The sequence below is a fragment of the Maledivibacter halophilus genome, assembly GCF_900167445.1.
GTDB lineage: Bacteria > Bacillota > Clostridia > Peptostreptococcales > Caminicellaceae > Maledivibacter > Maledivibacter halophilus.
The window spans coordinates 312486-337388 of record NZ_FUZT01000007.1; the positions used below are offsets into that span (position 1 = coordinate 312486).

Genomic DNA, 24903 nt, shown 5'->3' on the forward strand with positions numbered 1-24903 from the left:
GGTTGCACCTCCTAAAATATTCTTTTTTAGCCATTGTAGTTAAACATGTCAATAATACGTTCCCTTAGTTCTGGAAGCACCACATCACCAATTAATGCATATAATCCTGCTAAGATTAAAGCTCCAAGTACAACACTAATAAGAATAGTAATGGCTGTATTTAGAGCCCCTTCTCCTTTTTTGTCCCTCATAATGCTACCTATTCTAACTCTTAAATTCATTGCCATTTTGTTTAATTGTTTCATTGAAATTCTCTCCTTTGTCTTTTTTATTTTTTAATAAATTTCCTTAAATGCTTTTATAAGTAGTAACCAACAATGAGATTAATAATGGCACTACCAAGAACAGCTCCAATGACAGATACAATAGCTGTTGTAATACGATTGTTCCATCTTTTTTGATCCTGCTCATCTGCTCCACTTCTTCTTATGAAAAAGTAAATGATTAAAAGCCCACCAACTACAGGAGCAATTATCATCAACCATGTTGTCACATCATTTAATAACGCTTCTGTCCCTGTTACTAACTTACTGCTTTGAACATCATTTGAAGGTGCAGCCATTGCAACGGTCCCATTAAAAAACAGCACTTGTAAAGCAATAAGTACTGACAAGCTCTTTCTCTTTATGCTTTTAATTATATTAATCTTCATCACCCCCTTCTTTTTTACTATTTTCGTTCCTCATATTGAAAGGATTTTCTTGATTGTTCCAATTGAGCTTTTAACATTGCTTCTGTGTTTCCCTCCTTGTGAAACTCCCATATGTTCCATGTACCAATGGCATTCACCCTTTTTCTTTCTTGTCTTTTCCCTTCTCTATAACTTCGTATGTCTCTGTTATGCTCCTTATCACCTAGTCCATACAGCTTATTAAATAGCCATTTACTTAAATCAGGCACCTTCATTATTGCTGGATGATTTCTTGATGTTACAAGAACATAAGGTCTGCTAATGAGCTTGATTTCATCCACTGTTAATAGTGCCCTATGGGTTAGATTAGTTGAATGGGAAGTAGATGGAGTTGTATATTTTCCATGGGAACTACTTAGTGAATAGGTGGATACGGTGTAATTACCAAGTTTCTTTGATATTTCTTCTAAGGTGTTTAAATCATCTGCCTGCAAATATATCCAGGTCTCACAGTTTCCTTTAATGGTTTGTGCCACCTCTTTTTTATATATTTCATCTAATTGGGAAAAACTTTGTATAAATAAATTAAAGCGAATCCCCCTTCCACCACCAACAGTTAACTTATTTCCAAAGTCAGGTATTTGAGTGAAATTCCCAAACTCATCCAGTACCATGTTTACCCTTTTTTCAAGTCTTCCTCCTCGATTATCTGCCACTTTTACCAGTGCCATATAGCATTGGTTAACAAACAAGCTTGCAAGGGAATAATAGGTTCTTTTTTCATCAGGTAATATGATAAATAGAGCTGTTTTCTTACTACTAATGCGGCTAGGATTAACATCACTTTCACAGGTCATGGAATAAATAAGTGGGTTAGTAAATAGCCTTAAATTTGTTAAAGCTGAAGTAAAAAACGACCCTTTAGTTTTAGAAGGGGCAACCTCTGATATAGATAACAGTCCCCTTGCAGGATGATTACTTGGAATTGTTTCAAGGTAACTGGTTAATGGCATTTTCCCATTGATTGTTTTACACATTTCACTAATAAAAAAGTACACATTACTCATGTTTTGAAACCTTCTATTATTGCCCTGTCGATTATCATAAACTACGGACATAATAGCTGCTGCTATAATACTGGCTTCACCGTTCGACCAGATCTTCTCATTATGACTATTTTCAGGTACTAAAGAAGCTGTTAAATCCCATGTAGCTTCTATAGCTCCTGGTAAATTATCTTCATCTATGGCATCTATAATAGGTTGTAGAAAATTATAGCGATGGGACTTTAATGGATTTTTAAAATCCAATGCTATGACATGATAACCTAGATGATTAAGATAAGGAGCTGTGTAGTTATAAAGCTCTGATTTGGGGTCGGATATAACCATACTTTCTCCTGACAGCCCTAATACACCAATGGTTTCAAGAACAATACTTCTTGTTTTACCACTTCTTGTGGCTCCAATACAAAGGGTATGGGTGTCATCATCTATATAGTAAATCCTCTCCCTTCCCCTTTCTTTTTTCATTCCAAGAACAATTCCTCCACTTTTTAGCGTTTGATTTTCTTCGGATTTCGGAGCACTCTCCTGTTTATCATAGGCTTTTGCAGTCTCTTCTTTAAGTAGCCTTTCATATGTTGAAATTTCGGATTCCTCATCTGTTCCTTCCCCTTGGTCACCCGTTATCACTCCTTCATTTTTCATTGATTTAACTTCCTCATCTGCTAATTCCTTAAGCTTTTTTACTTGATCATCTTCACTATTTAACATAAAGGATTTGAAATACATTTCCTGCTCCTTATCTGTTAGCCATCTTGCTGAGCCAAATTGCTTTTGACCTGCGGAAACTGGTGTTGAAATGTTAGGGGTAATCTGAATTAAGTCCGATTGATAGGGTTTATGGTTAGCTACATAATAATAAACCACACCAAGCAAGAGGATTCCATCAAAACACAAAAAAAGCAGCAAATGTTCTTTGCTACTACATAAACTTGCTATGATAGTTTTTAATGGAAACCACTTAACTGTATCTATCTTTTTACTAAGTAAATAGTGAAGATTTGTTGTAAAAATCAGATTGAAAACTGTTCCTAATAGAAGTATGAGCCCACTAACAAATCCTTTTGTTTTTTTATCCAGTAGTTATCCCTCCCTTTAAGACATATATTCAAATTATTTGCCATCTTCCTCTCCTTCTTTGACACAATTTTTAATCATGCAATAATAGCGTATATGCTCCTGACCATCTATATCTTTCCTTTTCTCTTTATGGAGTAAGTATAAGCAATGGTCGCATTTATATTGATTGCTGAATGTTCTACCCATATTGCCAACTCCTTACATCTGATTCTCCTTCTCTTTGTCCCAATTGAAACCTTCTCCCTTTTTCATTTCTGCTATTTCATCCTGTTTAGCTGTTCCTTCTAGCCTTGATAAAGGAAAAGCATGACCTCCTGTGCCATGCCCATTATCTATATCATCTAATTCAAATAATTTTACTGCTGATAAAACTACATCAAATTTTGCTTTAGCTACTTGTTCAGTCATCTGTTGTTTATTTAAATCAAATCGCTTTAAAAGTGCTTCTTTTGTAAATTTCTCTGGAGGATATAGTTTTCTGTTTCTGCATTTCTTACCATCTGGATTTATGAAAGTAATGTACTTGCGTTCATCTGACCAATGAACCCCATACCCTAATTGCTTCAACTTCTCTATAAAATCATCTTTTGAGATTGAACAGCGTTTAGCATGCTTTACTGCTAAGAAAAGCTCATATTTCCAGCTTTTCTCTTTCACTTTAGAACGATATTCACCTCGATTTATATGTGCTCCCTTTTTACCATGGGTTATCATAAGACCATATTTTCTACAGATTTCGTCTGAATAGTCCTTTAGACTTTGGAGCTCTTCTTTACTCATCTTCCACTTCATGCCTGTATAAGAATTGACAGTATTCAAAACAAAATGGGTATGGAGATTGTCTGTATCCATATGAGTTCCATAGACCACCTGAAATCCTTTGAACTTATCCATTAAAAGTAACTCATCTGCAATAGCCTTTACAGTTTCTGGTGATATATTTTCGTGATTAGAAAAAGACTGAACGAAGTGTATATATTGTCGTCCAGTCTCTTTATAGTAACTTCTCTTAGTCATAACAAAATCATTATAAGCATTATCGGCATCACAGTTAAAACCACTGTATAAGCCAAGTTGAGTTTTATCTTCACGGAGAATATAATCAATTATTCTCCTTAGCCCTGTATACGTCTTGTTTCTTCCGTTAAAAAGGTAAGCAAGATACCGCCATACTAAATTTCTTTAGCGGTCTGTATCTAACTCCCTCCCGAACCACACGTACACCTCTCGATGTATGTGGCTCTCCATCTATCTATAATCTAACAATTGTAATGTATAATATTGTGGCAGTCTATGCATACTGCCATTGTTTTTCTACGTTTTCCTATCATAATTCTTTCCCATTCATGATTTCCTTTGAGGTCTTTTAGTTTTTTAACTTGATGAATTGTTATCTCTTCTTTTGTTTCGCCACATAGCTCACAAGTTTTACTTCTAAGTTGAGCTATAAGGCTGTTAGGTCTAATATATTTCTGAAACTGTGGTAATAAGTCGGTGTATTCTAGTGTATAGCCCTTTTTTCTTTTGAAGCCATCATTATAAAATGTGGTTTGCTTTATTCCTTGTTTTGTCATGTAATTGACTGTAAATACACCATTTCGCTTATATTGTTTGATTATCTTAGACATTGATGTTCTGTACTTGCCTGCAAAGGTTTTATACATACTATACTCCATTATATGTCCAAAATTACTCAACACAGTTGCATTATTGGCAAGGCAATAATAATTGTATAAGCCTCTGATTTCAGAGTTATATTTACCTACTATTGCTTCATCTGACATATTAATTAATTGACCTCTATGTGTTGGAATCCATTTATCTTTACCGTCTATATCCTTTTCAATCTTAAGTGCTTTATACTCCATTAGTTTATTGAACCATTTATCATGTGGTACATATAATTGTACTGCTCCATACCACGCTTTAACCATTTGACCTTTTGAGTTTTTCTTTAAGCTATTGCTTCTTGAGACTGTTATATCATACCCTAGAAATCGTGCCATATCTGACGAATGGGTTATCTTCGATTTTTCCATTGACATTTCCAGTTTCATAGCATTATTTATAAATCTAGCAATATCACTTTTCACTTTTTGAGCGTCTTGTTTACTGCCGATAATGCCAATGATAAAATCATCAGCATATCTGCCATATTGTAGCCGTTTAAATGTTGAGTCATTAGCTAGGTAATAAGGTTGCTCTTGCATAAGTTTCCTGTGTTCTTTCCTCTTTTTAAGGGCTGTCTTTTTCTCATCTGCACTCATGCCCTCCCAATTTTCTGTACATTTAAACATTGCTCTTTGGTGTTTTGTGTATTTAGGATTTACTTTTCGCCTTTTTCGCTCTCCTATGTCAAATTTACTTTTATATTTATCCATAAACTCGTCTAATTTATTTAAATATATATTTGCTAAGATAGGACTTATTCCTGACCCTTGTGGTGCTCCACTATGTGTTTTCTCATATATGAATTGCTCCATATATCCAGCTCTTAGGAACTTCCACAGTAAAGCTATAAAGTGCTCATCTGCAACTCTTTGCCTAATGATATCTATTAATATGTGATGGTCAAAGCTATCAAAACAAGCCCTTATATCACCTTCAATAAACCACTTTACTCCTTTGAATTTTTTCTGTATTTGTGTCAATGCAGTATGACAGCTTCTTTTAGGTCTAAATCCATGAGAGTTTATAGAGAAGTTTGGTTCAAAAATACTTTCTAGTATCAGCCTTGTAACTCCTTGGATAAGTTTATCATCTGCTGATGGTATTCCTAATGGGCGTTTCTTTGAGCTATTTTTTTTATCAATATATACCCTTTTTACTGGGTTGGGTTGATAACTTTTGTCTCTCATTTTATTAATAATTTTATTGATTCGAGATAAGCTCATATTGTCAATGGTTCTCCCATCAATTCCTGGTGTCATACTACCCTTTGTGGCATAAATATTTTTATATGCTAGGATATAGAATTCAGGATTGTAGAAATTTCTATATAACCTTTTGTACTTATACTCAGGCTTTTTAGCCTGTTTTGTTAGATTTTTCAATACATCAACTGGATTTCTCAATGTCTCAACACATCCTTCCGTTTTAGTATTAAAAGATAGACTGCTCCCCTTCGCCATGTACTAAGCCTTCCTTAGCTCAGACTACTATGAAAGCTCTGTTTCCATATCGAATATTCAAAGCCTTTGCTTATAGCCTAGCGGCATTTCGACTTAGGAAATCTCCGTTTAGGTTAAATAAGATAAGCTTGTTATGTTGTCGGATACGACTTTCCCCATTTACTATTCCCTATAGTTGACTTGATACGAGTACATCACATTAGTACACTAATTATATACTAATGCCAGTATCAGATAGCGTTACAACCTCATTTCACTATGGGTCATTGTAGCCCCAGTCTCTGACTATCGTTCAAGAAATACATCTTTTATCCTCATACATAACTTTTCACCTCAGCAATTCAGTCGCAATCTTTGAGGTTAGATTGACTTTCTGCTTTTTCCAGCATGCTACACTCCCCACTCGGTTTCCGTCATGGATAAGCTGGCTAGTGATAAGTTGTAACCAAAGTTACTTTTGTACTTTTACTTACCATTTGCTCAGAACGGAATCTTATTAAACCCCCGTAGGCCTTCTTAGACTCTACTTACGGACGCACATTTGTTCAATAATAGCCATATGGCATGTATCTCCTTTTTAATAGGCATAATATCTATGGTATTGAGCTTTCCTTGATGTACTAATATTAATGCTTGGTTGAAATTTCCTCCTAACCTTGCTAGTTGACGGGTATGTTCCTTTAATCCATCATAAATCTTTATATCTCTTTCTAATGCCTGTAAACATACGTATTGACTAATATTCATTTTTCCCTTTTTAGCTTTTCTTTCAATTTGGTTATACTCTGTTTCTGTTACCCTAAGTCCAATAAATCTTTCTTTTTTTATGACCATCATCTCTTTTTTTTCATAGAAAAAAGCTAGTAACATTGAAGCTACTAGCCTTTCTATAAATGATTTAATTTTTTTATAATCCTCATGCCATCAATTTGACCTTGTAAATATATCTGACTACTTTCTATAATGACAATTGCAAAATACATTTCAATAAACTTATCTATTAAGTTTCCATCTTCTCCATGAAGTCTTTGTGATAAACGCTCTGTTCCCTCTAAAATCTCACTAAATTCCTTACGAAGAATTTTATATTCTTCATTGTTCTTTTTTAGCCCTTTTAGAATTTCTTCTCTATATTCTGCAGTAAATTGTTCTAGGCTTTCATAAAATATTTTTTCATCTACAATAGCATCCATTCCTTACCCCTCCCCAAAGTCATTAAAGATATTGTAATATTACTAAAAAACAAAGTCTAGTTTTGGATGAATTTATTTTTAAGGGTTTGGGCATAGCCCAATATTAAGGGGCTGGGGATATCCCCAGAAAGCTACTTTGTTTAACAAAGTGGAAGCTTGCCCGCAGGAAGGCATAGCCTTCTGAGGACTGCGGTTTTATTAGGATATTGAAAATAAATATCTACTTCTTTTTATAAGTAAGGGTCACTACATCCTTTACATTTTTCTTAGAAAGTAGTTCTAACCCTACTCTATCAACACCACTTTTAAATAACGGAATTCCCTCTCCTAAAATAACAGGCAATATAGTTATCTGATATTCATCTATTAAATTATCCTCTATAAAATCATGTATTAAGTCTGCCCCACCTATTAACCATACATATTTACCTGATTGTTGTTTCAATGATTTTACTAAATCCACAGGTGGTATACGGATAAATTCAACATTTTCATCTGCTCCTGTTCTTGTTTTGCTATAAACATAACTCCTCACATTTTGGTAGGGGTATTCTCCAAAGCCAAGAACTTGGTCGTATGTTTTTCTACCCATTATGACCGTATCAATAGTTTTATAGAACTCATCATAATCTGTATCTTCTATGTTAGCATATTCCTCTAGCCAATCTATTCCTCCATCTTTATCAGCAATATATCCATCCAAACTCATGGCTATATATAATATGATTTTTTTATTAAATACAAACTTACCATTATCCTCAATTAGTAATCCCTCTTTAACCATTTTAGCTCTGTATTTTTCCTTTTTGCTTATGAAATGCTTGTATACTTCATCCTCTGGAATCCATATTTGTCTTTCTTCTATTTTTTCCATGACTGCATCTATAATATCATAGTTTTGTTTATTGTTAGGAAATACTCCCTTTGTCATGACGTATGCCTTACACTGAGCATATAGTTCATGGGCAATAAACTCTTTTTGACTATGTTTTAGTTGAGAGTACTTCTTATTTGTTTGCAAAAGCCTTCCATCTACTTTTTTATGATTTTTCATTAAATCCTCCTATCCATTCAATATATTGTAATTTCACCTAATACAATATTCGCCATACATCTTATCCATCCTTTGTTATTGGATATACCTATTTTATAAAAACACCCCCATTCTATCTATACAATAAAATGAGGGTGTAAAAATGCCTTGAATAGCATTTACATATAAGATTATTTATTACCTTACATTAACAACAAGCTGATTAATAGGTATTGGTCTGATATTCCACATACCTCTTTTCGGCTTTCCCCACAAGCCTGATTAAATCTTCATGTATCTTCTGTAATAGATACCCCTCTTCGTTAAAACGTTCCTCACTATCTTTAGAAACAATTTTAGATTCTGCTTCATCTATGATGTCAAATACCTTCCCTATAATCTCTACATAATCATTCTCCACAGTTTTTCCTCCTTCATGTGATTAGAGTTTCTTTAAGAAACTTTTGTTACTATAAGTATACATCACTTAAAGTGCAGATTATGTCAAACTGTGTAATAATTATAAATTATTTGTATCTATAGGTCTCGCTGTCGATGTTTTAAAATGTCCTCTACTATATCTTTAGCTAATTCTATTTCATTTGGGGATAAATTTTTAAGCTTATTATATAGACTCTTTAAGTTATCTGGTTCATCAATTTCTTTTAGACTATCTTTTAATAAGTATTCAGGGGAAACACCTAGTGCATTACATAGCTTTACAAATACTGGGATGCTCGGATATTTGGCAGCACTTTCAATTTGTCTTACAAATGATGGCTCTATTTCGCATAACTCTGCTAGTTTATTAGACGTTATATTTCTTAACTTTCTAGTCTCCTTTAATCTTTTACCAAACATAACCTTATTCATTTTCATAACACCCACCCGTTTCTTATAGTTTCATTAGTTACTATAAGATTACACGATTGTTTTTTGATTAGATAGCATCTTTTAGAAACATAAGTTACTATTAGTATCTTGTGTGTTAATAAATTATTTATTCATACTACATTTCTAATTCCTCATTGTCTTCTTGAACATGGGACACATTAGGATAAGCATTCATCATTTTTTCATAATGCTCCTTATATATTTCTGCATTTTCTATTTCTAAGGTTGGTGACTCTACTTTATTACTGACTTTATTATCTTGTTTTTCAGTGGCTTTATCAGGTATTTCCTTTTCTACTTCTATCTTTTTAAATAAGTTAGTCTTAAGTGATTCAATATTTCTCCTTGAAATTTCAATTTTTCCCGCTTCGTAAACCTTTCTAATCCCCTCTATTTCTTTGGCTCCTCTAACCCTACCATTATCTTGTTTAATACATTTATTGATTAGGTCTATAGGTAATTCATTATCAAGACCTATGCGAACTTCTCGCATTTGCTGTGGCGTTAAATAGGATTGACTAATTAAGAATTCTACCTGCCTTTTATTCAAGCCACTTTCAAAGCCTTTTCTTATCTCTTCCATCTGTTCAGGCAGTAGGGTAGCTTTAGCATACATTTCAACCTGGGAATTGCTGAGATTTCCTTCAAGCCCAAGTCTTACTTCTTTCATTTGAATGTGTGTAAGGGTTGGTTTGTTGGCATATAAAGCTACTTGTAGCTTGCTTAAGCCGTTTTCCATACCTGTTCTAATTTCATTCATTTGCTTGTGATTTAAAATATCGTGAGCATACATTTTTATCTGGGATACTGCAAGACCAGCCCTTAAACCTTCCATTACTTCATTATGCTGCATTCTGTTAAGATCAGCAACTTCTAACTCCTTTAAACTATGGCGATATTTAATTTTCTCAAAAAAATCTTTGATGACACCCATTATCTCCCCTCCTTCACATGACTAGTCCCTATTATCATCATGAATGTTATCTTTTTTGAATATATAACTTTAAGGGTGGAATATGTTTTAGTATGAACTTTTTAAGATGTCTTCCATCATAATATTCTTGTAATGAGACATAAAAAATACCGTAAATTCATTTCTGAATAATACGGTATTTTTGATAATTATTCGTTTTTGAGTCGTGACGTTAAATTATAATTAGTACGCCCCGTATGCTAACATTATACTCATTATTCTATAGTGAACTCTTAGATTTCAAATAGACCATTATTGCTAAACACAAAATTCCTATAATCAAAAAAACTCTTTCTTTTTTCCAGTTTGGTGTAAATATTACGCTTGGATTATCTTTAAAGTAAGCAACTTCTATTTCATCACCCACAGAAGAATTCATCGAAACTTGAATTCTTTTTGATGATATATATTCTTTTCCATCAACCCAGAATCGTACATACGCCCACTTCGAATTGTTTATTTTCATTGTTTCTGGCATAGCAGTCGCTGTCTCTATAATAGTTGCATTTACATAATTTATTTTTTCTTTATTTAGCATAATACTTACATGCTGATAAATAGCATAAACTATACAAAAAACAGCAGCAGCTCCAAACAATAAAATTGCTAATCCATTTTCATCCATAATACTTCCTCCTTTTAGATCTACAATTATCTTCTAATTATGTATAGCCATTTACATTATTGCATGGTTACTACCCACTATCTTGCTAATTAGATTTATCTAGCAATAAAATTATACCATATTTTCTATATTGCTATAGCAAATTCTTAATTTTTAAATGCCGTACTATTCAGCTTTCAAAGAACATTATTCGTATTTTCAATCTTAATAATTACGTCACATAGTTTTCAAATTTTGCAACTTAACCATAGCTAAAGCTGCATACCCTCTGTTTTCTCATAATCATTTAATCTATTGTGCATAACAATTAAATCCTCATTAAAATCCTTTGCTGTTGGCAAATGCTTTAATATCTGAAATCTCTCTCCAAACCTTTCTTGAATTTGTTGCGAAAAAAAATGACCCTCTTGGTCATTATCAAGACAGAGGATCATTTTCTTTATGGCTGGATGTTGGCTAGTATAGTATTCAATAGGCAAATAGGAGGTTCCACCCATTGAAATCATATGATGATGGAAAGCTTTTATTTTATATATCTTGGCTAATGTCATATAGCTCATTAAGTCAATGGGACTTTCAAAGATTAATAAAGTATCATTTGTTCCTTCTCTATGGAAGGGGTAAGTCTTATCAGAGCCCCATAGATCTTTCCTAAACTGTTTCCTACCAGTGCCCCTTAGACTTGCAAATTTAGGTTCATTTTCATTGTTGTAACCAACAAATACACAGTTTCTTTTCTCATCTTCGTAAAGCTGCTTATTCTTTACAAATTCTTGGACTACATCCCCATGAATTTTTCTAGTATAAATAAGATAGGCAAAAATATGCTTGTAGGTGCTGTTTCTTCTTGGTAATACTAACTCTCTTTTTTCATCAATATCCTTAGGGGGTGGTTCTACTTGTGGTAATGCATCATGGGGTATATCTAATAATTCTTTTACTGCATCTACGCATGATATATTTTCAAGTTCCATTAAAAACTGTATGGCTCCCCCTCCTTTTCCCCTTGAAAACCAGTTCCACTTTGTACCATCTCCTTTAATATATAGTCCTCCATATCCAGGTATTTTATAGGAGCGTGGGGTAACTTTTCTAACATCATAACCACGATTCTTAGCTAAGGCAATAATATTTACATTACTGGCTTCTCTTAGCTGTTCTTCTGAAAATCTTCTTTCCTTATACACCCAATCCCCCCATTAAAATTCTAATTCTTCCTCATCTTCATTAACAAAGACTTCTTCCCCTCTAGTAAATGAGTCTTCTTTCACTTTATTATCTAATACAATAGGATCATATTTTGCGGATTTAAGTGTCATAACAGGTAAGTGCCCTTTTTGAGCCAATGATGAATAGTTATTTCCTCCAACAACAATATGATCCAATACTCGAATATTGAGGGGGTGAAATATATCAACCATTCGCTGTGTTATACTCTTATCTTCAATAGTAAAATTAAGTGTTCTGCCTGGATGATTATGGGATAGTATTAAGCCTGTACAATCGTTAGCAATTGCCAGTTTTAGAATATTTCTTGGAAAGACTTGTGTCATATTAACTGTTCCTTCTGAAACAATTCTTGTTTCTATAACACTATTGCTATTATCTAAAAATGCAACTGCAAACCGTTCTTTATCCTTCATTCCACCAAGTAAGGATACGAAATATTCACCTGCTTCTTTGGCACTTCCAAGTTTAATACGATTTTCTTCTTCTTTCATTCTTAGTACTAGATAAGAAGATATAAATTCATTTAAGGTATTAATTTTCTTCAGTTGACCTTCAGTGGGCTCAACTACCATTGGATGTTCAAGAATATTAAACAGATTGTGTTCTTTAGAATAATTTTTAATCTTTCTTATGGAGATACCTGTCAAAGCATTTAAGCTCTTTAAAAAGGATTCAGAAGACTGAATCTTTCTAGCCACTTTGACCACCACCTTGACTAGAGTCATTCGATTCTCCTTTATATAGTGCATCAACAACATTTCTTAAAGCTATTATTTTATCCTTTACAGTCATTGAAATATCATATTCTTCAATGTTTAGTAAAAATGTGTTTATTCCAAATGAATCCACTGCCTCTTTTATGATGGTTTTATCCTTGGATGTTGGATTTGCCAGTTCTTCAATTGCTTTTAATAATTTTGTATTTTCCTTGTCTATTGTCATGTTTCAATCATCTCCTAAATAATTAAATTTCTTCATTATCATTGGCTTTATCTTCTTCATAAGTATCAAGCTCTTTATCATTTAAATCTTCATCATCTACAATATTTTCATCAGGCTCTTTATTCATGTCAAGCTGTATATTGAGCTCAAACTGTCTCTTTAATGCCCTTTCTAAACTAGCTTGGTGGGCAAAGGGTTTCTGAAATTCTTCCTTTGCCTGTTTCATGTTACGGTTCAATTCCTCCACTCTTATTTCATGGTCTTCTATTCTTTTTTCTAGACTGTCAAGGATATTTTCTAGTTTCATCATATTGCCATGGGGACTATCTGAAAAGCTTGCAAAATAAGATTTACTGCCATGAAGGGTCATTCCATTGTCACTACTATATGCACTTTTGGATATAGATAATTCAAAGCCTTTAAAGCTTCCAACGGATTTCTTTTCACCCTCTTTTAATCCCTGTAGAATGGCTAACATATATGTTCCTGCTTTTTCTCTCTCATGAAATACCCTGCCTTCAATAGTCATCTTAAATTCCTGTTCTTGAGCCATATCTCTTTTTTCAATATCCTTTATAAGACATTCAATAATTTCTTCCTGTCTTTTGATTTCCATTGGATATTTATATAAAAATCTATCTTCTAATGAGTACTTATTGCTGTCATAGTCTGCTTTTAAGAGAGTTAGTCTGGATACTTCATTGTCAACCTCCATCTTTTGTTTAATTAGTGGATTTCCTGTGGCAATTGCCTTTACTTCCGCATAAGACAATACGGTTTCGTCAATATCCTCAGCACTTCTTGAAACAGATTTTGAAGTCATTATTTGTGAAATGAATCGCTGCTTATTCTCCACCAGTTGCCACATATAGCTGTCAAAGGTTGACTGGGTTACATATTTGTAAATACTTACTTCTTCATTTTCATTGCCTTGTCTAAGTATTCGCCCTTCCCGTTGCTCTAAATCAGCAGGTCTCCAAGGGCAGTCAAGGTGGTGAAGTGCTATTAACTTCTGCTGCACATTAGTCCCTGTTCCACATTTAGCCGTTGAACCAATCAATATTCTTTTGTTACCACTTCTCACATCTGCAAATAATTCTTCTCTTTGGACATCGGTCTTGGCATCATGGATAAAGCATATTTCATCAGCAGGAATGCCCTTCTTAATTAGCTCTTCTTTCATATAGGTGTAAACTGAAAAACGCCCATCATTTGTGGGCGTTCCTGTATCAGAGAATATAAGTTGTGTTCCTTTTATATCCCTGCTATCTATATATTCTTTATAAACTGCATCAATACAACGATTCACCTTAGAATCTGGAAAATTAGGGGCATTAGGGTCAAGGGTACGTGGGTCTAATCCCAAAAGTCTTGCTTCATTGGTTACCTTAAGCATATTATCCACCCTCGGGTCTTCTCCACCTCTGATATTTTCTGCTCGTTTAGCATAAGTATCCATTTTCCTTGCAATGTAATCATTGCTTTCAGCTACAATAATTTTTGCCTTACCACCCTTTAATTTAGGAACTGGTAGATTTATCATATCTGCTGTTTGTATATCTGCAACATTTTTAAACATGGTCATAAGTTCAGGCAGGTTTGTAAATTTAGCAAATCTGTTTTTAATGCGATACCCCGTCCCCTCTGGTGACAACTCTAATGCCGATACTACCTCACCAAATTGTGCTGCCCAACTATCAAAATGCTTTAATCCTCGACTTTCAAGTTCTTTACTTTGTAAATAACGCTGCATCACAAAAAGCTCTGTTATGGAATTAGAGATAGGGGTACCTGTGGCAAAAACAACTCCTTTTTCACCACCATTCATTTCTTGAATGTATTGGGTTTTCATTAGCATATCACTAGCTTTCTTTGCCTTTGACTGCCCTACACCAGCTACATTTCGCATCTTTGAAAAAACTGCACAGTTTTTATAATAATGGGCTTCATCTAGATAAATAGCATCTACACCTAATTCTTCAAAATTAATCACCTGATCTTTTTTTGTATCATGTAGTTTTTTAAGTTCTGTCTCTAGCTTTTTCTTTTCTGCTTCCATTTGCTTTATAGACCAGTTCTGTCCCCTTTCTTTTTTTGACTGGTCAATACCTTCCATAAGATCGTTGATTTGCTGTTTAATCATGAGTTCCTGACGTTCTATGGATACAGGTATTTTCTCAAACTGACTATGTCCAATAACAATAGCATCATAATTCCCTGTTGCTATTCTCGATACGAACCTTTGCCTATTTTTCTTTTGAAAATCCTTCTTGGTTGTAACAAGTACCTTTGAATTAGGATAGAGTCTTAAAAACTCTGAACCAAAGTCCTGGGTAATATGATTCGGCACAACGAAAATAGCCTTTTTAATAATCCCCATCCTTTTTTGTTCCATGCAGCTGGCAATCATTTCAAAGGTTTTGCCGGCCCCCACTGAATGTGCCAACAATGTATTACCACCGTAAATAGTTCTAGCAATAGCGTTAACTTGATGGGGTCTTAGTTTAATATCTGGATTCATTTCTGGAAAAGTTAAATGGCTTCCATCATATTCCCTTAATCTGATGTTATTGAAATTTTCATTATAAAAATCCACATATTTTTTCCGTCGATTAGGGTCTTTAAATATCCATTCCTTAAAGGCTTGTTTAATAAGACTTTGTTTTTCTCTTGCTAACATAGTCTCCTTTTTATTGAGTACATATTTTACTTTATCCCCTTCTTCTACTCTATCCTTTACAGTGACATTTTTTAGATTTAAAGTGTCTTCAATGATATAATAGGCATTCATTCTCTTTGTCCCATAGGTTTCTCTTGCAGCTACTGAATATCCATCTAATCCTTTTCCATTAATGGTATAGCTGGTATTGTAATCATTGTAGGTTAAGCAAATTTCATCTCTCGCACCTGTCTTATTTTTATAATAATGTGGTGTCTTTAAAAGCTCATAGATAAACTGTTCATAGTCTTTATTATCAATCCAAGTTGTCCCCAATCTCACATCAATTTCACTGGCATCAAGGTCTTTTGGCTGTACCTTTTCAAGGGCTAATACATTCTGTTGAAATAATTCTAGATGGGTCTCTGCATAAACCTTTGCAAATTTTAGCTTTTCCCTTACATTACCTGATAAGTATTGGTCATAGGTTTCATAACCTACGTAGGGATTTGCCTTATCATATTTAATAGGATTTAAAAAGATTTCCCCCTGTAGTTCCTTGATAATATCATTTTTTTCTTCATTATAGAGTTCTTCCATATACTCAAGGTCAACTTCCCCTTTTTCATTTAAACACACTGTAAGAGCTTCTCTAGCAGTATCAACAGAAGTTATCTTTTCTATTGGCTTAATCGTTTGCTTAGTAAAGATATCAGCCTTTGTAATGTTTTTATTTTGGTCTATTACCTCTAGGGAGCATAAAAGAGGATAATCATTATCCTCCCTAAATGCTTGCATATTCGCTTTTGATGAAATTGCTCCATACTTATTTACAAAGGCATCATACTTAGTATTTAAAGTTTCTTGCTTCTCTGCCAATTCTTTTTTGGTACAGCCCACAAATTGGATATTGATTAAATTCCTTGTAATTTCCCTAAGTTCAATCATTCCTTTGATTCTTTCAAGCTTTTTACCAGTGATATTTAGCTTTCTCATATGACTATTTTCACGGTAATATAAGGTATCATCTATAAAGCCATAGGTATAGTTTTTTACATTGGAATTAGCAGGTACTAATGCATTATCTTCTTTTTCTATATGTGTTTCGTAATTTCCTATAGTACCATTAATATGGCTAATAGCTTCCATGAGACCCTCTTCTAGATTGAAGTTTTCATCACTAGCAACGCAGGTTGTATAACGACTGTCCTCACCATATCTTCTTGTGTCAAATTGCATTTCTCCTAGACACATATGGGGATTATCTAAAAAATAAGTATTTATGGGAACGCCATTTTCATTTTTCCCTACCTCCAGCCATCTAGGATTTTCTACGGATATCCTTTCCCGTTTTTGAAGAAAGATCATATCTGCTGTAACATCTGTTCCTGCTACTTCTTTAAATGCCGTATTAGGAAGTCTTATTGCTCCTAAAAGATTGGCACGCTCTGCAATATATTTTCTTACCTTTAAATCTGCCTTATCTAGTGTTCCTTTTGACGTAATTAGGGCAATGATACCATTTGGTCTTACTTTATCCATGGTTTTAGCGAAGAAATAATCGTGGATAAGAAAATTATGTTTATTGTACTGCCTATCATAAACTTTATAATTACCAAAGGGAATATTCCCAATGGCTACATCATAGAAATTGTCTTTTAGGTTAGCATTTTCATAGCCACTAATTTTAATATGAGCATTTTGATAAAGCTGTTTGGCAATCCTGCCTGATAAATCATCTAGCTCTACACCGTAAAGTTTTAAATCCATATTCTTTGGTATATGAGAAAAAAAGTTACCAATGCCCATGCTGGGTTCTAAAATACTTCCCTTTTTCAATCCCATCTGCTCCAGTGCTTGATACATGGCTTTAATAACAACTGGGGATGTGTAGTGGGCATTAGGGGTTGATTCTCTAGCCCTTTCATATTCTTGGGGTGTTAATAGATTTTTAAGTTCATGATATTCATTGGCCCATGTGTTGTTATGTTTATCAAATACACCAGCAAGTCCACCCCAACCACTATATCTTGCTAAAATTGATTGTTCATCATGGGTGGCTAATCTCTTTTCCTCTTCAAGGGCATAAAGGGTTTTAATGCCTTCTATATTTTGCTTATATTTAGATTTAACCCCACCTATACCGATACTATCTTCTTCATTGTATTGATAATTAATTTTATTATTTACTGTTACTTTATTATCATCTACCGAACTAATAATAGAATCATTAATATTTTTTTCTTTATGTTCTTCTAAAACATCGAATAAATTTGGCTGTCTATCTACTTTGGGAATTGGTGGTCTATCCCCTTTATATCGAGGTTTAAAATAATCTCCATTTTCAATTAGCCTTTCAATTTCTTCTGCTATCTTTGTCCATGATAAATTGATTTCTCTTCCATCCTTAATATTAAGTTTTATTCCCTTACTATCATGATTGGTAACTCCGATGGATTCAGATTGATTAAATGTACCCTCTGAATTATATAAAAGGGTACCACCACCAATACCGTATTCTTTTTTCAAAAACTCTACTTTCTCTTTTGCTGTCCTATCTTCAGCAAAGAAATTAACGATTCTTTGTTTACCTTCTTCAAAGCCACTGCCTCTTTTTAATTCTGAATCAATAATCTGCTGATTCGTTATTTTGGATAAAGAAAAAGAGCCATCATTTTTTGACGACTCTATCTTGGTTGGTACACGATCTGTTGAAGTACCATCTCTTCTGCCCTTGTCCTGATCATTTCCCTGTGTTTGTAGCTTTCGTAAAAGTTCTCTGGATTGGGTATGGGTTCTGTCTCTAACATCTGTTCCTGTAGTAGCTGCATCATTTGATGTGCTTCCTGGTTCACCTTGTACATGGTTTCCATTAATATTCCCTCTGCCCGTAGGAGACTGAACCTGTATGGATGTTCTTCCTTCAGGTAATTCATTGCTTTTCTTCCGTACTTTCCTATGTCCACTTGATGGTTGGATACTTCCAGTATTGGTTCTAGAAATCCCTGTTCTGTCATTCTGTAATCTAACTTCACTGGCTTCATTGATAGTCCTCCTCTCACTTTTCATTGATTTAATTTCTTTTTCAATATCCCTTAAAATATTTTCTGATAAGTGACTTACAATAGTACCTATTCTAAATATTAATGGCTTTGTATCAAAATAGTTAATGACTTTAAAATCTGGGTTAGCTTTAATTCCACATCTTGTGGCTGTCATATAATAAATACTTTCTGCAAGGGTAATTTGAAACTGGTCTTTAACCTTTTTAAGGTCAAGATTTGATAATGGGCTGTCTTTAATATCCCTTTCAAAGCCTTTATATATTTCATCTTCTCCTTTGTCCAGTTCAGTTATAGTAACTTTTTTAAGGTAATCATCTATGGTATTCACATCATAATACTTTTTAAGATCACTTAAAAGGGATTGTTCATTCTTTTTATCTATTCTCCAGTATACAGGGTAACTCAATCTATTTTCCTGTCTAACTGTAGTGTCTTTGATATCAAAGTAATTTTTAAGAGCTGGATAATCCTTTGTCTCATCAAAAACAGCGATTGATTTTGAACCCTTTTTAATCCATCTACCTATTTTTTGATTCCATGTCTTCATATCCGCTACGAAAGTGGCATCAGGTCTTTGAGCATAGATTAAAACTGTATCATCAAAGGTATGTTTATACACCCTACAATGAAAAGCTAGGAAAGCCATCCAAGTCTTACGGTCTTTAATAATTTCAGCAAGGGTATAATCATATATTTGTTTTACTTTATTATATCGTCTCAACCTTAAGCCTCCTTTCTTATATTTCCATTTCTTCGTCTTCTACTTTGGTATCCTCTGAAACCTTTTTATCCTTTTCAATGGATTGATAATACATTGCCAGTGCTTTGTCTATAATATTGGTAACCTCTTCTTCTTTTTGTTCTGGAGTAAAATATTTTGTAAATACCTTTCCCCAATATTTCGGTGGCTTTGGCTTTTTTTCTATTGGCTCACCCCTTATAATGTCATGGGCTGTTTTAAATGTTAATGGAGCTTTTTTATCTGCTCCACGTAATCTTCTTGCTCTATTCATATCAATCTTGAAGTTTTCTTCTGTTATAATGGCATGAACGATATCGAGACTTTCTTCCCTTAAATAAGATAAATCTACCCCTGCACGGATAGCAATTTGTCCAGCGTCTACAAGTTCTTTAAACTCATTTGGTAGTTTTGAAATACGAAGGTACCTAGCCACTGAGTTCTTTGACAGGTTATATTCTTCACCAACTTTAACCATACTAGTTTCTAACTTCTTCCCCACTGGGGAAGAAGTTAATTCTTGATCTATATTTGGTGATTTAGATAATTTCTCTATCTCCTTTAATAAATCAGTTCTAAAGCCTTGTTTCTTCATGGCTTCATGCCTTACTGCAATGACGGTTGCCCTTTCTGAATGGGGAAGGTCTGTAAAGGAACGTTGCATGGTATTGGTTTCTGTAACTATGAGAAGGGCTTCTTCTTCTGTTAATCCTTCTTTCACTATAGCAGGTATTTCTTTAAGTCCTAATTCTTTAGAAGCTTTAACTCGATTATGTCCTGAAAGGACTTCAAATTTAAGTTTTTTCTTTCTAACGACTATGGGTACAATAACTCCAAAATGCTTAATGCTTTCTACCATCTCATTAAATCGTTCCCCTTCGTATAGCTTAAAGGGATGGTTTTTAAATGGCACTAGCTGTTCTATTTTAAGGCTCTGCTGATTTGTTTTTTCATCCTTTTGATTGAGGTCTTCTTCATAATCGTCACCGAAAATTTCCATAAAGGGTTTTACCTTTTTTACTTCATCTTTACCCAATCTATACCAACTCCTTATTTAATAACTCCTTTGCAAATATGTCATAGGCTATGGCTGCTTTGTTGGTAGGCATATAATCGATAATGCTTTTACTCCTTGCATTGGCTTCTCCAACCTTTACTGACTTAGGTATTTTGGTATGGAAAACTCTAATATGTGAATCATAGGATGTTTTTATCATTTCTAGCATCTGTTGAGCTAATTTTGTTCTATCATCAAACATGGTCAGCAATATCCCTTCAAATCCTATGCTCTTGTTAATACGCTTTTTAATTTTATAGATGGTTTTAAGAAGTAGTTCAAGTCCTTTTGCTGACAAATATTCTGGTGTTGCAGGTATAAGAACACTGTCACAGCTTGCTAGGACATTTAGGGTCATTAAGCCAAGGGATGGCATGGCATCTAATAATACAAAGTCATAATCTCCTTTAATTTCATCAATAATGGTTTTAAGAATATATTCTCTACTCATTGCTGATACGAGTTTAATTTCAATATCTGATAACAATATGCTGGCAGGTAATATGTCAATCTCTTCTTTATTAATGATATAAGCCTCTTTTTCTGGCAAATCTTCATCCATGATAATTTTCTCCATCAGATGATAGAGAGTTATATCTAATTTGTCTGGACTTTCAATGCCAAAACAATCGGTTAAATTTGCTTGGTTATCACAGTCCACTACCAAAACCTTATAGCCCATGTTTTTTAATGCCGTTGCTAGATTTCTACATGTTGTACTTTTTGCAGTTCCTCCTTTTTGACTTGCTATTGCTATGACCTTACACATTTTTAAAACCCCTTTCCTGATTAATTTTTATTATTTTTTTTTCCTTTAAACGCAAAAAGACAGGATTTGATTGGTATAATCAAACCCTGTCTTTTATTTATGACATGTCTACTTTTTCTAGGTACGCACTGCAATGCAAATTTCAAGTTCTCCAATAGGCACTTTATTCTTAAAATCTTGCCCATTTGTTATAAACTTAAAATCCTCCAAAACCCTTGTAAATACGGCTATTTCATAGATTCTTTCCTTTGTATTCCTACGACGGTCTCCACATGCGGAGTATGGGGGAACATATCTATACAAACCATTTTTCCAACTCTATACCCAGCCTCTTCTATTTGTACTAAATTCGCTGCCAAAGACTTAGGATTACAGGAAACATAAATTATTTCCTCTGCATTAAAGTCTAATATTTTAGAAAGGGCCTTTTTATGAACACCTACCCTTGGAGGATCTATTATAATAATATCAGGCTTATCTGTAAGCTTATCTACTTCTTCAAATACATCACCTGCTATAAACTCACAATTATCTAGATTATTTAAAGCTGCATTTTCCTTAGCTGCTTCAACAGCTTCTTTAATAATTTCAATCCCATATACTTTATCTGCTTTTTTAGCAACTATTTGTCCTATAGTACCGGTACCAGAATATAAATCAAATACGGTCTTTCCCTTAGGCTCTTTTATATAATCAAGGACTTGTCTATAAAGCACCTCAGCACCCTTGGTATTAGTCTGGAAAAAGGATAATGGAGAGATCTTAAATTTTATGCCTAATAGCTCATCATAAAAATAATCCCTTCCATAAAGCAAATCCATTTCTTCACAAATAACTGCATCTGCAAGATTATCATTTTTTATATTTATTATACCTTGTATTTCTCCATCTAGTTCTAAGCCATTTAGCATATCTACAAAGCCTTGCAGATTAGGATCCATTTGAGTAGAAGTAACTAATGCCACCATTATTTCTCCAGTATTTAAACCCTTTCTCACAATAAAATGTCTAAGATATCCTATATGGGTTCTATTAATATAGTGGGGAATATTTCTTTCTTTAAAATAGTTAAGAGTTCCCCATAATATTTTGTTAAAATCCTCCTCTACAAGCTTACATTTATCAACAGTTACAACTGAATTATACTGTCCCCTTTTATGCATCCCAAGGGTCATTTCCCCACCCTTTGTTTCATCACCGAAGGAATACTCCATCTTATTTCTATAACCATAAAGCTTAGGACTAGGTAAAATACCTTCAAAATTATAGTCTGTTATGTTAGCTTCATCCATTAGCTTCTTTACTGCCTTCATTTTTATTTCAAGCTGCTTTTCATAGGGTACAGTTTGTCTAGCACAGCCTCCACAATTTCCAAAGTGTTGACAAAATGAATCAGTTTCATAGCTAGCTCTCTTTATTACTTCTAGTAACTTTCCTTCTATATATTCCTTTCTTTTCTTTTTAACTCTAATCTTCACTTTTTGTCCCTTTAGTGCATTTTTCACATATACTTTTTTATCTTCTATCTCTCCTATTCCCTTTGCCGGGAAATCCATATCCTTTATATCAACTTCTAAAATTTGTCCTCTTTTCAAATATATACACTCCTTATTTTTTACTTTTATATATAGTGAAACACAGAAATTTAATTATGCAATTTTCTCAATTAAAAAGCTACTAAGATTTATAAAAAAAATTGGAATTTATGCTACTTTAGATTTGGTATTTTTAATATATACTAAATACATTATATTGGCAAAGATAATTTCAAAATAGAAAGACCCGGAAAAACCAGGTCAATTTTAAAGTAAATAAACAATCCTCACTATATTTTAATATATGGTTTTACATTGGTCAAATGAAAATTAGAAATCCTTATTTTCCAACTTAGCTGCTCTTTCATTGGCTTTTCTAAGTAACGATTTTTTATTTACTATAATCCTTTCATGAGTTCCTTTTCCAATTATTCCAATTTCATCATAAGCTATCATTTCAAAAATTATATTATTCCCGTCAAATTTTTTTACTTCTAGCTTTAAACTAACTGTTTGGCCTAATATTGTTGGTTGTTCATGAACTACTTTTGTCATTTTTCCAACTGAAATAAAACCCTCGGGAAGCTTGGAATCAACTAGCTTAACAGAAGCTTCAATCATTAATGCCACTAGCCTTGGTGTGGCAAAAAGTTTATCGAGCTTTCCACTGCCATAATTCAATGCCGTATCCTGCTCTCTTACTACTCTTTGAATAGTAATATTACTTCCTATCTTAATATTTGGAACTTCTAACATAATTTCATCTCCCCTTTACATAAAGAATGTATATATTATATTTATACCTCTAATTTATGAGTTTATTCAGAATTTTGTGATTTTTTAAAAAATAGCAACTATGGAAAATCCTACTTCTCCCATAGTTGCTTATTTATGATTAAATTTAATTATTCTAATCTCATATTTCTTCTATATGTTATTTTCGATTCAATATAATACTCATTCAATTTCCTTAAGTTTGTCACCCATAAATATATAACATAAGGAACAAATATTATAAAGGCAATTGAAATATCAGTCATTAAAATAAAATTAAAAATACCATGTAATATGGCAGGTACAAACCAGGATTTCTTTAAATATTTTTTTCTCTCTTTTTCACTTTGGGCAAATTTTGCTAGAGATAAATAATATCCCATTGTTACTGCAAATAACATATGAGCCGGTACAGAAAATATACCTCTGTAAAGTCCAATATGTGGATTTGTTGAAAACCTAAAAACTACATACATTATATTTTCTATGGTGGCAAAGCCTAGGGCTGAAAAAATAGCATATACTATGCCATCCAATTTTTCATCAAAGGCTCTACTTTTAAATGCTGTAAGTAAAACAACTCCTCTTTTAAAAAACTCTTCTGTTAGTCCAGCCACTATAAATGCTGTAAATGCAGCACTTAATATTCCACTAAAAACATTAAAATTCAGTAAAAATCTTTCTACAAATGCAGTTGGTATTACTGATAAAGCTCCAAGTACAAAGACTTTTATTAATAATGTTAAAGGTTCTTTATCATATCTGTCAGTAAAGTAAACTGACAGAGCCAAGGCAATACCTGGTGTTATTGCTATAATAAACAATCTTGTATTCATATATAAGCATCCTTTCAAAAATTACTTGCGATATTATTATTTGCAATAATTTTCATTTTATATCTCCTTTTCTTCCCAAAAAAACCTTTATAGTAATTAAAATAAAGTTAACTATTCAATTTTTCAATTATTTAAATGGAAAAAATTCTTAATTATTTAAAGATATGATTTTGCATAAAATAATATCAGAGGAGATTTTCTAATTTAAGAATAGCTTAATATTTTCTTCAAGACAAAAGGAGTGTCTATTTTATGAAAAACAAAAATAAGTTCACTGATAAATATGATCCTAACTATAAAGATATGCTCAGTTCAAATGTATATAATGATCCTAAAAAAAATAAAAACAAAAAAAATATTATTGATAAGGATACCTTTGAAAACAAAAAAGATCACTTTAATCCTTCCAGTTGGATAGATTAAATTTGATGTTAAGAATTGGTCAAGACCAAAGGAGAATATAAATTATTTTGTGTAAATGGATGATTTATTAAAAATTCACATGTGAATAATCATTAATTGTTTATGCATAAATAGCCCGGAGGGCAACAGGGGTGACTGTCAAGTTACCCCTATATTTTTTGAGTATTATAGATTATATAGACAACTCTTCTTTTAATCTTTCACTAAAATATATTCCTACTTGAGATATACATTCATTCCATTGCCTAAT

The 24903-nt window shown here is 33.1% G+C and carries 23 protein-coding genes; 1 reads left to right on the forward strand and 22 read right to left on the reverse strand.

Translation table 11 applies throughout. The features are described 5' to 3' along the window. Positions 1–26: 26 nt before the first annotated feature. The 22 genes from B5X81_RS15315 to B5X81_RS15415 all read right to left on the reverse strand — a co-directional run bounded on the left by B5X81_RS15315 (position 27) and on the right by B5X81_RS15415 (position 24230). Positions 27–245 (reverse strand): DUF6133 family protein, encoded by a 219-nt coding sequence (locus B5X81_RS15315; RefSeq protein ID WP_079492894.1) that lies wholly within the window; start codon positions 243–245, stop codon positions 27–29. 53 nt (positions 246–298) lie between these two features. Next, on the reverse strand, positions 299–652 hold the full coding sequence (locus tag B5X81_RS15320; protein WP_079492896.1) for an Mbov_0395 family pilin-like conjugal transfer protein: 354 nt from the start codon (positions 650–652) through the stop codon (positions 299–301). Positions 653–669: 17 nt separating this feature from the next. Beyond that, positions 670–2562, reverse strand: coding sequence for a VirD4-like conjugal transfer protein, CD1115 family (locus B5X81_RS15325; RefSeq protein WP_244282115.1), 1893 nt, complete (start codon positions 2560–2562; stop codon positions 670–672). Positions 2563–2808: 246 nt separating this feature from the next. Continuing rightward, entirely contained in the window at positions 2809–2961 is a 153-nt protein-coding gene (locus B5X81_RS27525; RefSeq protein ID WP_170917450.1) for a hypothetical protein, read from the reverse strand. Positions 2962–2973: 12 nt separating this feature from the next. Further along, a complete protein-coding gene (locus B5X81_RS15330; protein WP_079492897.1) occupies positions 2974–3885 on the reverse strand; it encodes a relaxase/mobilization nuclease domain-containing protein in 912 nt (303 codons plus the stop codon). Between the two features lie 149 nt (positions 3886–4034). Next, complete coding sequence (locus tag B5X81_RS15335; RefSeq protein ID WP_456298919.1) at positions 4035–5906, reverse strand: reverse transcriptase domain-containing protein; 1872 nt, start codon at positions 5904–5906, stop codon at positions 4035–4037. A gap of 516 nt (positions 5907–6422) precedes the next feature. After that, the gene (locus B5X81_RS15340; RefSeq protein WP_079492899.1) at positions 6423–6776 is read right to left on the reverse strand and encodes a plasmid mobilization protein; all 354 of its coding nucleotides are present in this window, start codon (positions 6774–6776) and stop codon (positions 6423–6425) included. A gap of 17 nt (positions 6777–6793) precedes the next feature. Next, a complete protein-coding gene (locus B5X81_RS15345) occupies positions 6794–7099 on the reverse strand; it encodes a hypothetical protein (protein ID WP_079492900.1) in 306 nt (101 codons plus the stop codon). 220 nt (positions 7100–7319) lie between these two features. Beyond that, entirely contained in the window at positions 7320–8153 is an 834-nt protein-coding gene (locus tag B5X81_RS15350; RefSeq protein ID WP_079492902.1) for a dihydrofolate reductase family protein, read from the reverse strand. A gap of 202 nt (positions 8154–8355) precedes the next feature. Further along, positions 8356–8553 carry a hypothetical protein gene (locus B5X81_RS15355; protein WP_079492903.1) on the reverse strand — a complete coding sequence of 66 codons (198 nt, stop codon included), beginning with the start codon at positions 8551–8553 and terminating at the stop codon, positions 8356–8358. Positions 8554–8669: 116 nt separating this feature from the next. Further along, a complete protein-coding gene (locus B5X81_RS15360) occupies positions 8670–9011 on the reverse strand; it encodes a helix-turn-helix domain-containing protein (protein WP_079492905.1) in 342 nt (113 codons plus the stop codon). A gap of 130 nt (positions 9012–9141) precedes the next feature. Beyond that, entirely contained in the window at positions 9142–9960 is an 819-nt protein-coding gene (locus B5X81_RS15365) for a hypothetical protein (protein WP_079492906.1), read from the reverse strand. Between the two features lie 259 nt (positions 9961–10219). Then, positions 10220–10624 (reverse strand): hypothetical protein, encoded by a 405-nt coding sequence (locus tag B5X81_RS15370; protein WP_079492908.1) that lies wholly within the window; start codon positions 10622–10624, stop codon positions 10220–10222. A 251-nt stretch (positions 10625–10875) separates the two neighbouring features. Next, complete coding sequence (locus B5X81_RS15375; RefSeq protein ID WP_079492909.1) at positions 10876–11811, reverse strand: DUF3991 domain-containing protein; 936 nt, start codon at positions 11809–11811, stop codon at positions 10876–10878. A 12-nt stretch (positions 11812–11823) separates the two neighbouring features. After that, positions 11824–12552: a JAB domain-containing protein gene (locus B5X81_RS15380; RefSeq protein ID WP_244282116.1), complete on the reverse strand. Its 729-nt coding sequence runs from the start codon at positions 12550–12552 to the stop codon at positions 11824–11826. Then, positions 12545–12796, reverse strand: coding sequence for a hypothetical protein (locus B5X81_RS15385; RefSeq protein ID WP_079492912.1), 252 nt, complete (start codon positions 12794–12796; stop codon positions 12545–12547). Before B5X81_RS15385 ends, B5X81_RS15380 begins: the two co-directional genes overlap by 8 nt. 22 nt (positions 12797–12818) lie before the next feature. After that, positions 12819–19241: a helicase-related protein gene (locus B5X81_RS15390; RefSeq protein WP_244282117.1), complete on the reverse strand. Its 6423-nt coding sequence runs from the start codon at positions 19239–19241 to the stop codon at positions 12819–12821. A 16-nt stretch (positions 19242–19257) separates the two neighbouring features. Further along, positions 19258–20295: a ParB N-terminal domain-containing protein gene (locus B5X81_RS15395; RefSeq protein ID WP_079492914.1), complete on the reverse strand. Its 1038-nt coding sequence runs from the start codon at positions 20293–20295 to the stop codon at positions 19258–19260. 1 nt (position 20296) lies between these two features. Further along, positions 20297–21085, reverse strand: coding sequence for a ParA family protein (locus B5X81_RS15400; protein ID WP_079492915.1), 789 nt, complete (start codon positions 21083–21085; stop codon positions 20297–20299). Positions 21086–21312: 227 nt separating this feature from the next. Further along, a complete protein-coding gene (gene rlmD / locus B5X81_RS15405; protein ID WP_079492917.1) occupies positions 21313–22680 on the reverse strand; it encodes a 23S rRNA (uracil(1939)-C(5))-methyltransferase RlmD in 1368 nt (455 codons plus the stop codon). Between the two features lie 270 nt (positions 22681–22950). Continuing rightward, positions 22951–23376, reverse strand: coding sequence for a thioesterase family protein (locus B5X81_RS15410; protein ID WP_079492918.1), 426 nt, complete (start codon positions 23374–23376; stop codon positions 22951–22953). A 149-nt stretch (positions 23377–23525) separates the two neighbouring features. Beyond that, complete coding sequence (locus B5X81_RS15415) at positions 23526–24230, reverse strand: PrsW family intramembrane metalloprotease (protein ID WP_079492920.1); 705 nt, start codon at positions 24228–24230, stop codon at positions 23526–23528. Between the two features lie 252 nt (positions 24231–24482). On the opposite strand from B5X81_RS15415, the gene B5X81_RS27530 reads away from it, so the two are divergent. After that, complete coding sequence (locus tag B5X81_RS27530) at positions 24483–24653, forward strand: hypothetical protein (protein WP_170917451.1); 171 nt, start codon at positions 24483–24485, stop codon at positions 24651–24653. The last annotated feature ends 250 nt before the right edge of the window (positions 24654–24903 follow it).

Bases quoted from the DNA above. Each gene is read 5' to 3' on its own strand.
- B5X81_RS15315 (WP_079492894.1), bottom strand. From the start codon at position 245: ATGAAACAATTAAACAAAATGGCAATGAATTTAAGAGTTAGAATAGGT.
- B5X81_RS15320 (WP_079492896.1), bottom strand. From the start codon at position 652: ATGAAGATTAATATAATTAAAAGCATAAAGAGAAAGAGCTTGTCAGTA.
- B5X81_RS27525 (WP_170917450.1), bottom strand. From the start codon at position 2,961: ATGGGTAGAACATTCAGCAATCAATATAAATGCGACCATTGCTTATAC.
- B5X81_RS15335 (WP_456298919.1), bottom strand. From the start codon at position 5,906: ATGGCGAAGGGGAGCAGTCTATCTTTTAATACTAAAACGGAAGGATGT.
- B5X81_RS15340 (WP_079492899.1), bottom strand. From the start codon at position 6,776: ATGTTACTAGCTTTTTTCTATGAAAAAAAAGAGATGATGGTCATAAAA.
- B5X81_RS15345 (WP_079492900.1), bottom strand. From the start codon at position 7,099: ATGGATGCTATTGTAGATGAAAAAATATTTTATGAAAGCCTAGAACAA.
- B5X81_RS15350 (WP_079492902.1), bottom strand. From the start codon at position 8,153: ATGAAAAATCATAAAAAAGTAGATGGAAGGCTTTTGCAAACAAATAAG.
- B5X81_RS15360 (WP_079492905.1), bottom strand. From the start codon at position 9,011: ATGAAAATGAATAAGGTTATGTTTGGTAAAAGATTAAAGGAGACTAGA.
- B5X81_RS15365 (WP_079492906.1), bottom strand. From the start codon at position 9,960: ATGGGTGTCATCAAAGATTTTTTTGAGAAAATTAAATATCGCCATAGT.
- B5X81_RS15370 (WP_079492908.1), bottom strand. From the start codon at position 10,624: ATGGATGAAAATGGATTAGCAATTTTATTGTTTGGAGCTGCTGCTGTT.
- B5X81_RS15385 (WP_079492912.1), bottom strand. From the start codon at position 12,796: ATGACAATAGACAAGGAAAATACAAAATTATTAAAAGCAATTGAAGAA.
- B5X81_RS15400 (WP_079492915.1), bottom strand. From the start codon at position 21,085: ATGTGTAAGGTCATAGCAATAGCAAGTCAAAAAGGAGGAACTGCAAAA.
- B5X81_RS15410 (WP_079492918.1), bottom strand. From the start codon at position 23,376: ATGTTAGAAGTTCCAAATATTAAGATAGGAAGTAATATTACTATTCAA.
- B5X81_RS15415 (WP_079492920.1), bottom strand. From the start codon at position 24,230: ATGAATACAAGATTGTTTATTATAGCAATAACACCAGGTATTGCCTTG.
- B5X81_RS27530 (WP_170917451.1), top strand. From the start codon at position 24,483: ATGAAAAACAAAAATAAGTTCACTGATAAATATGATCCTAACTATAAA.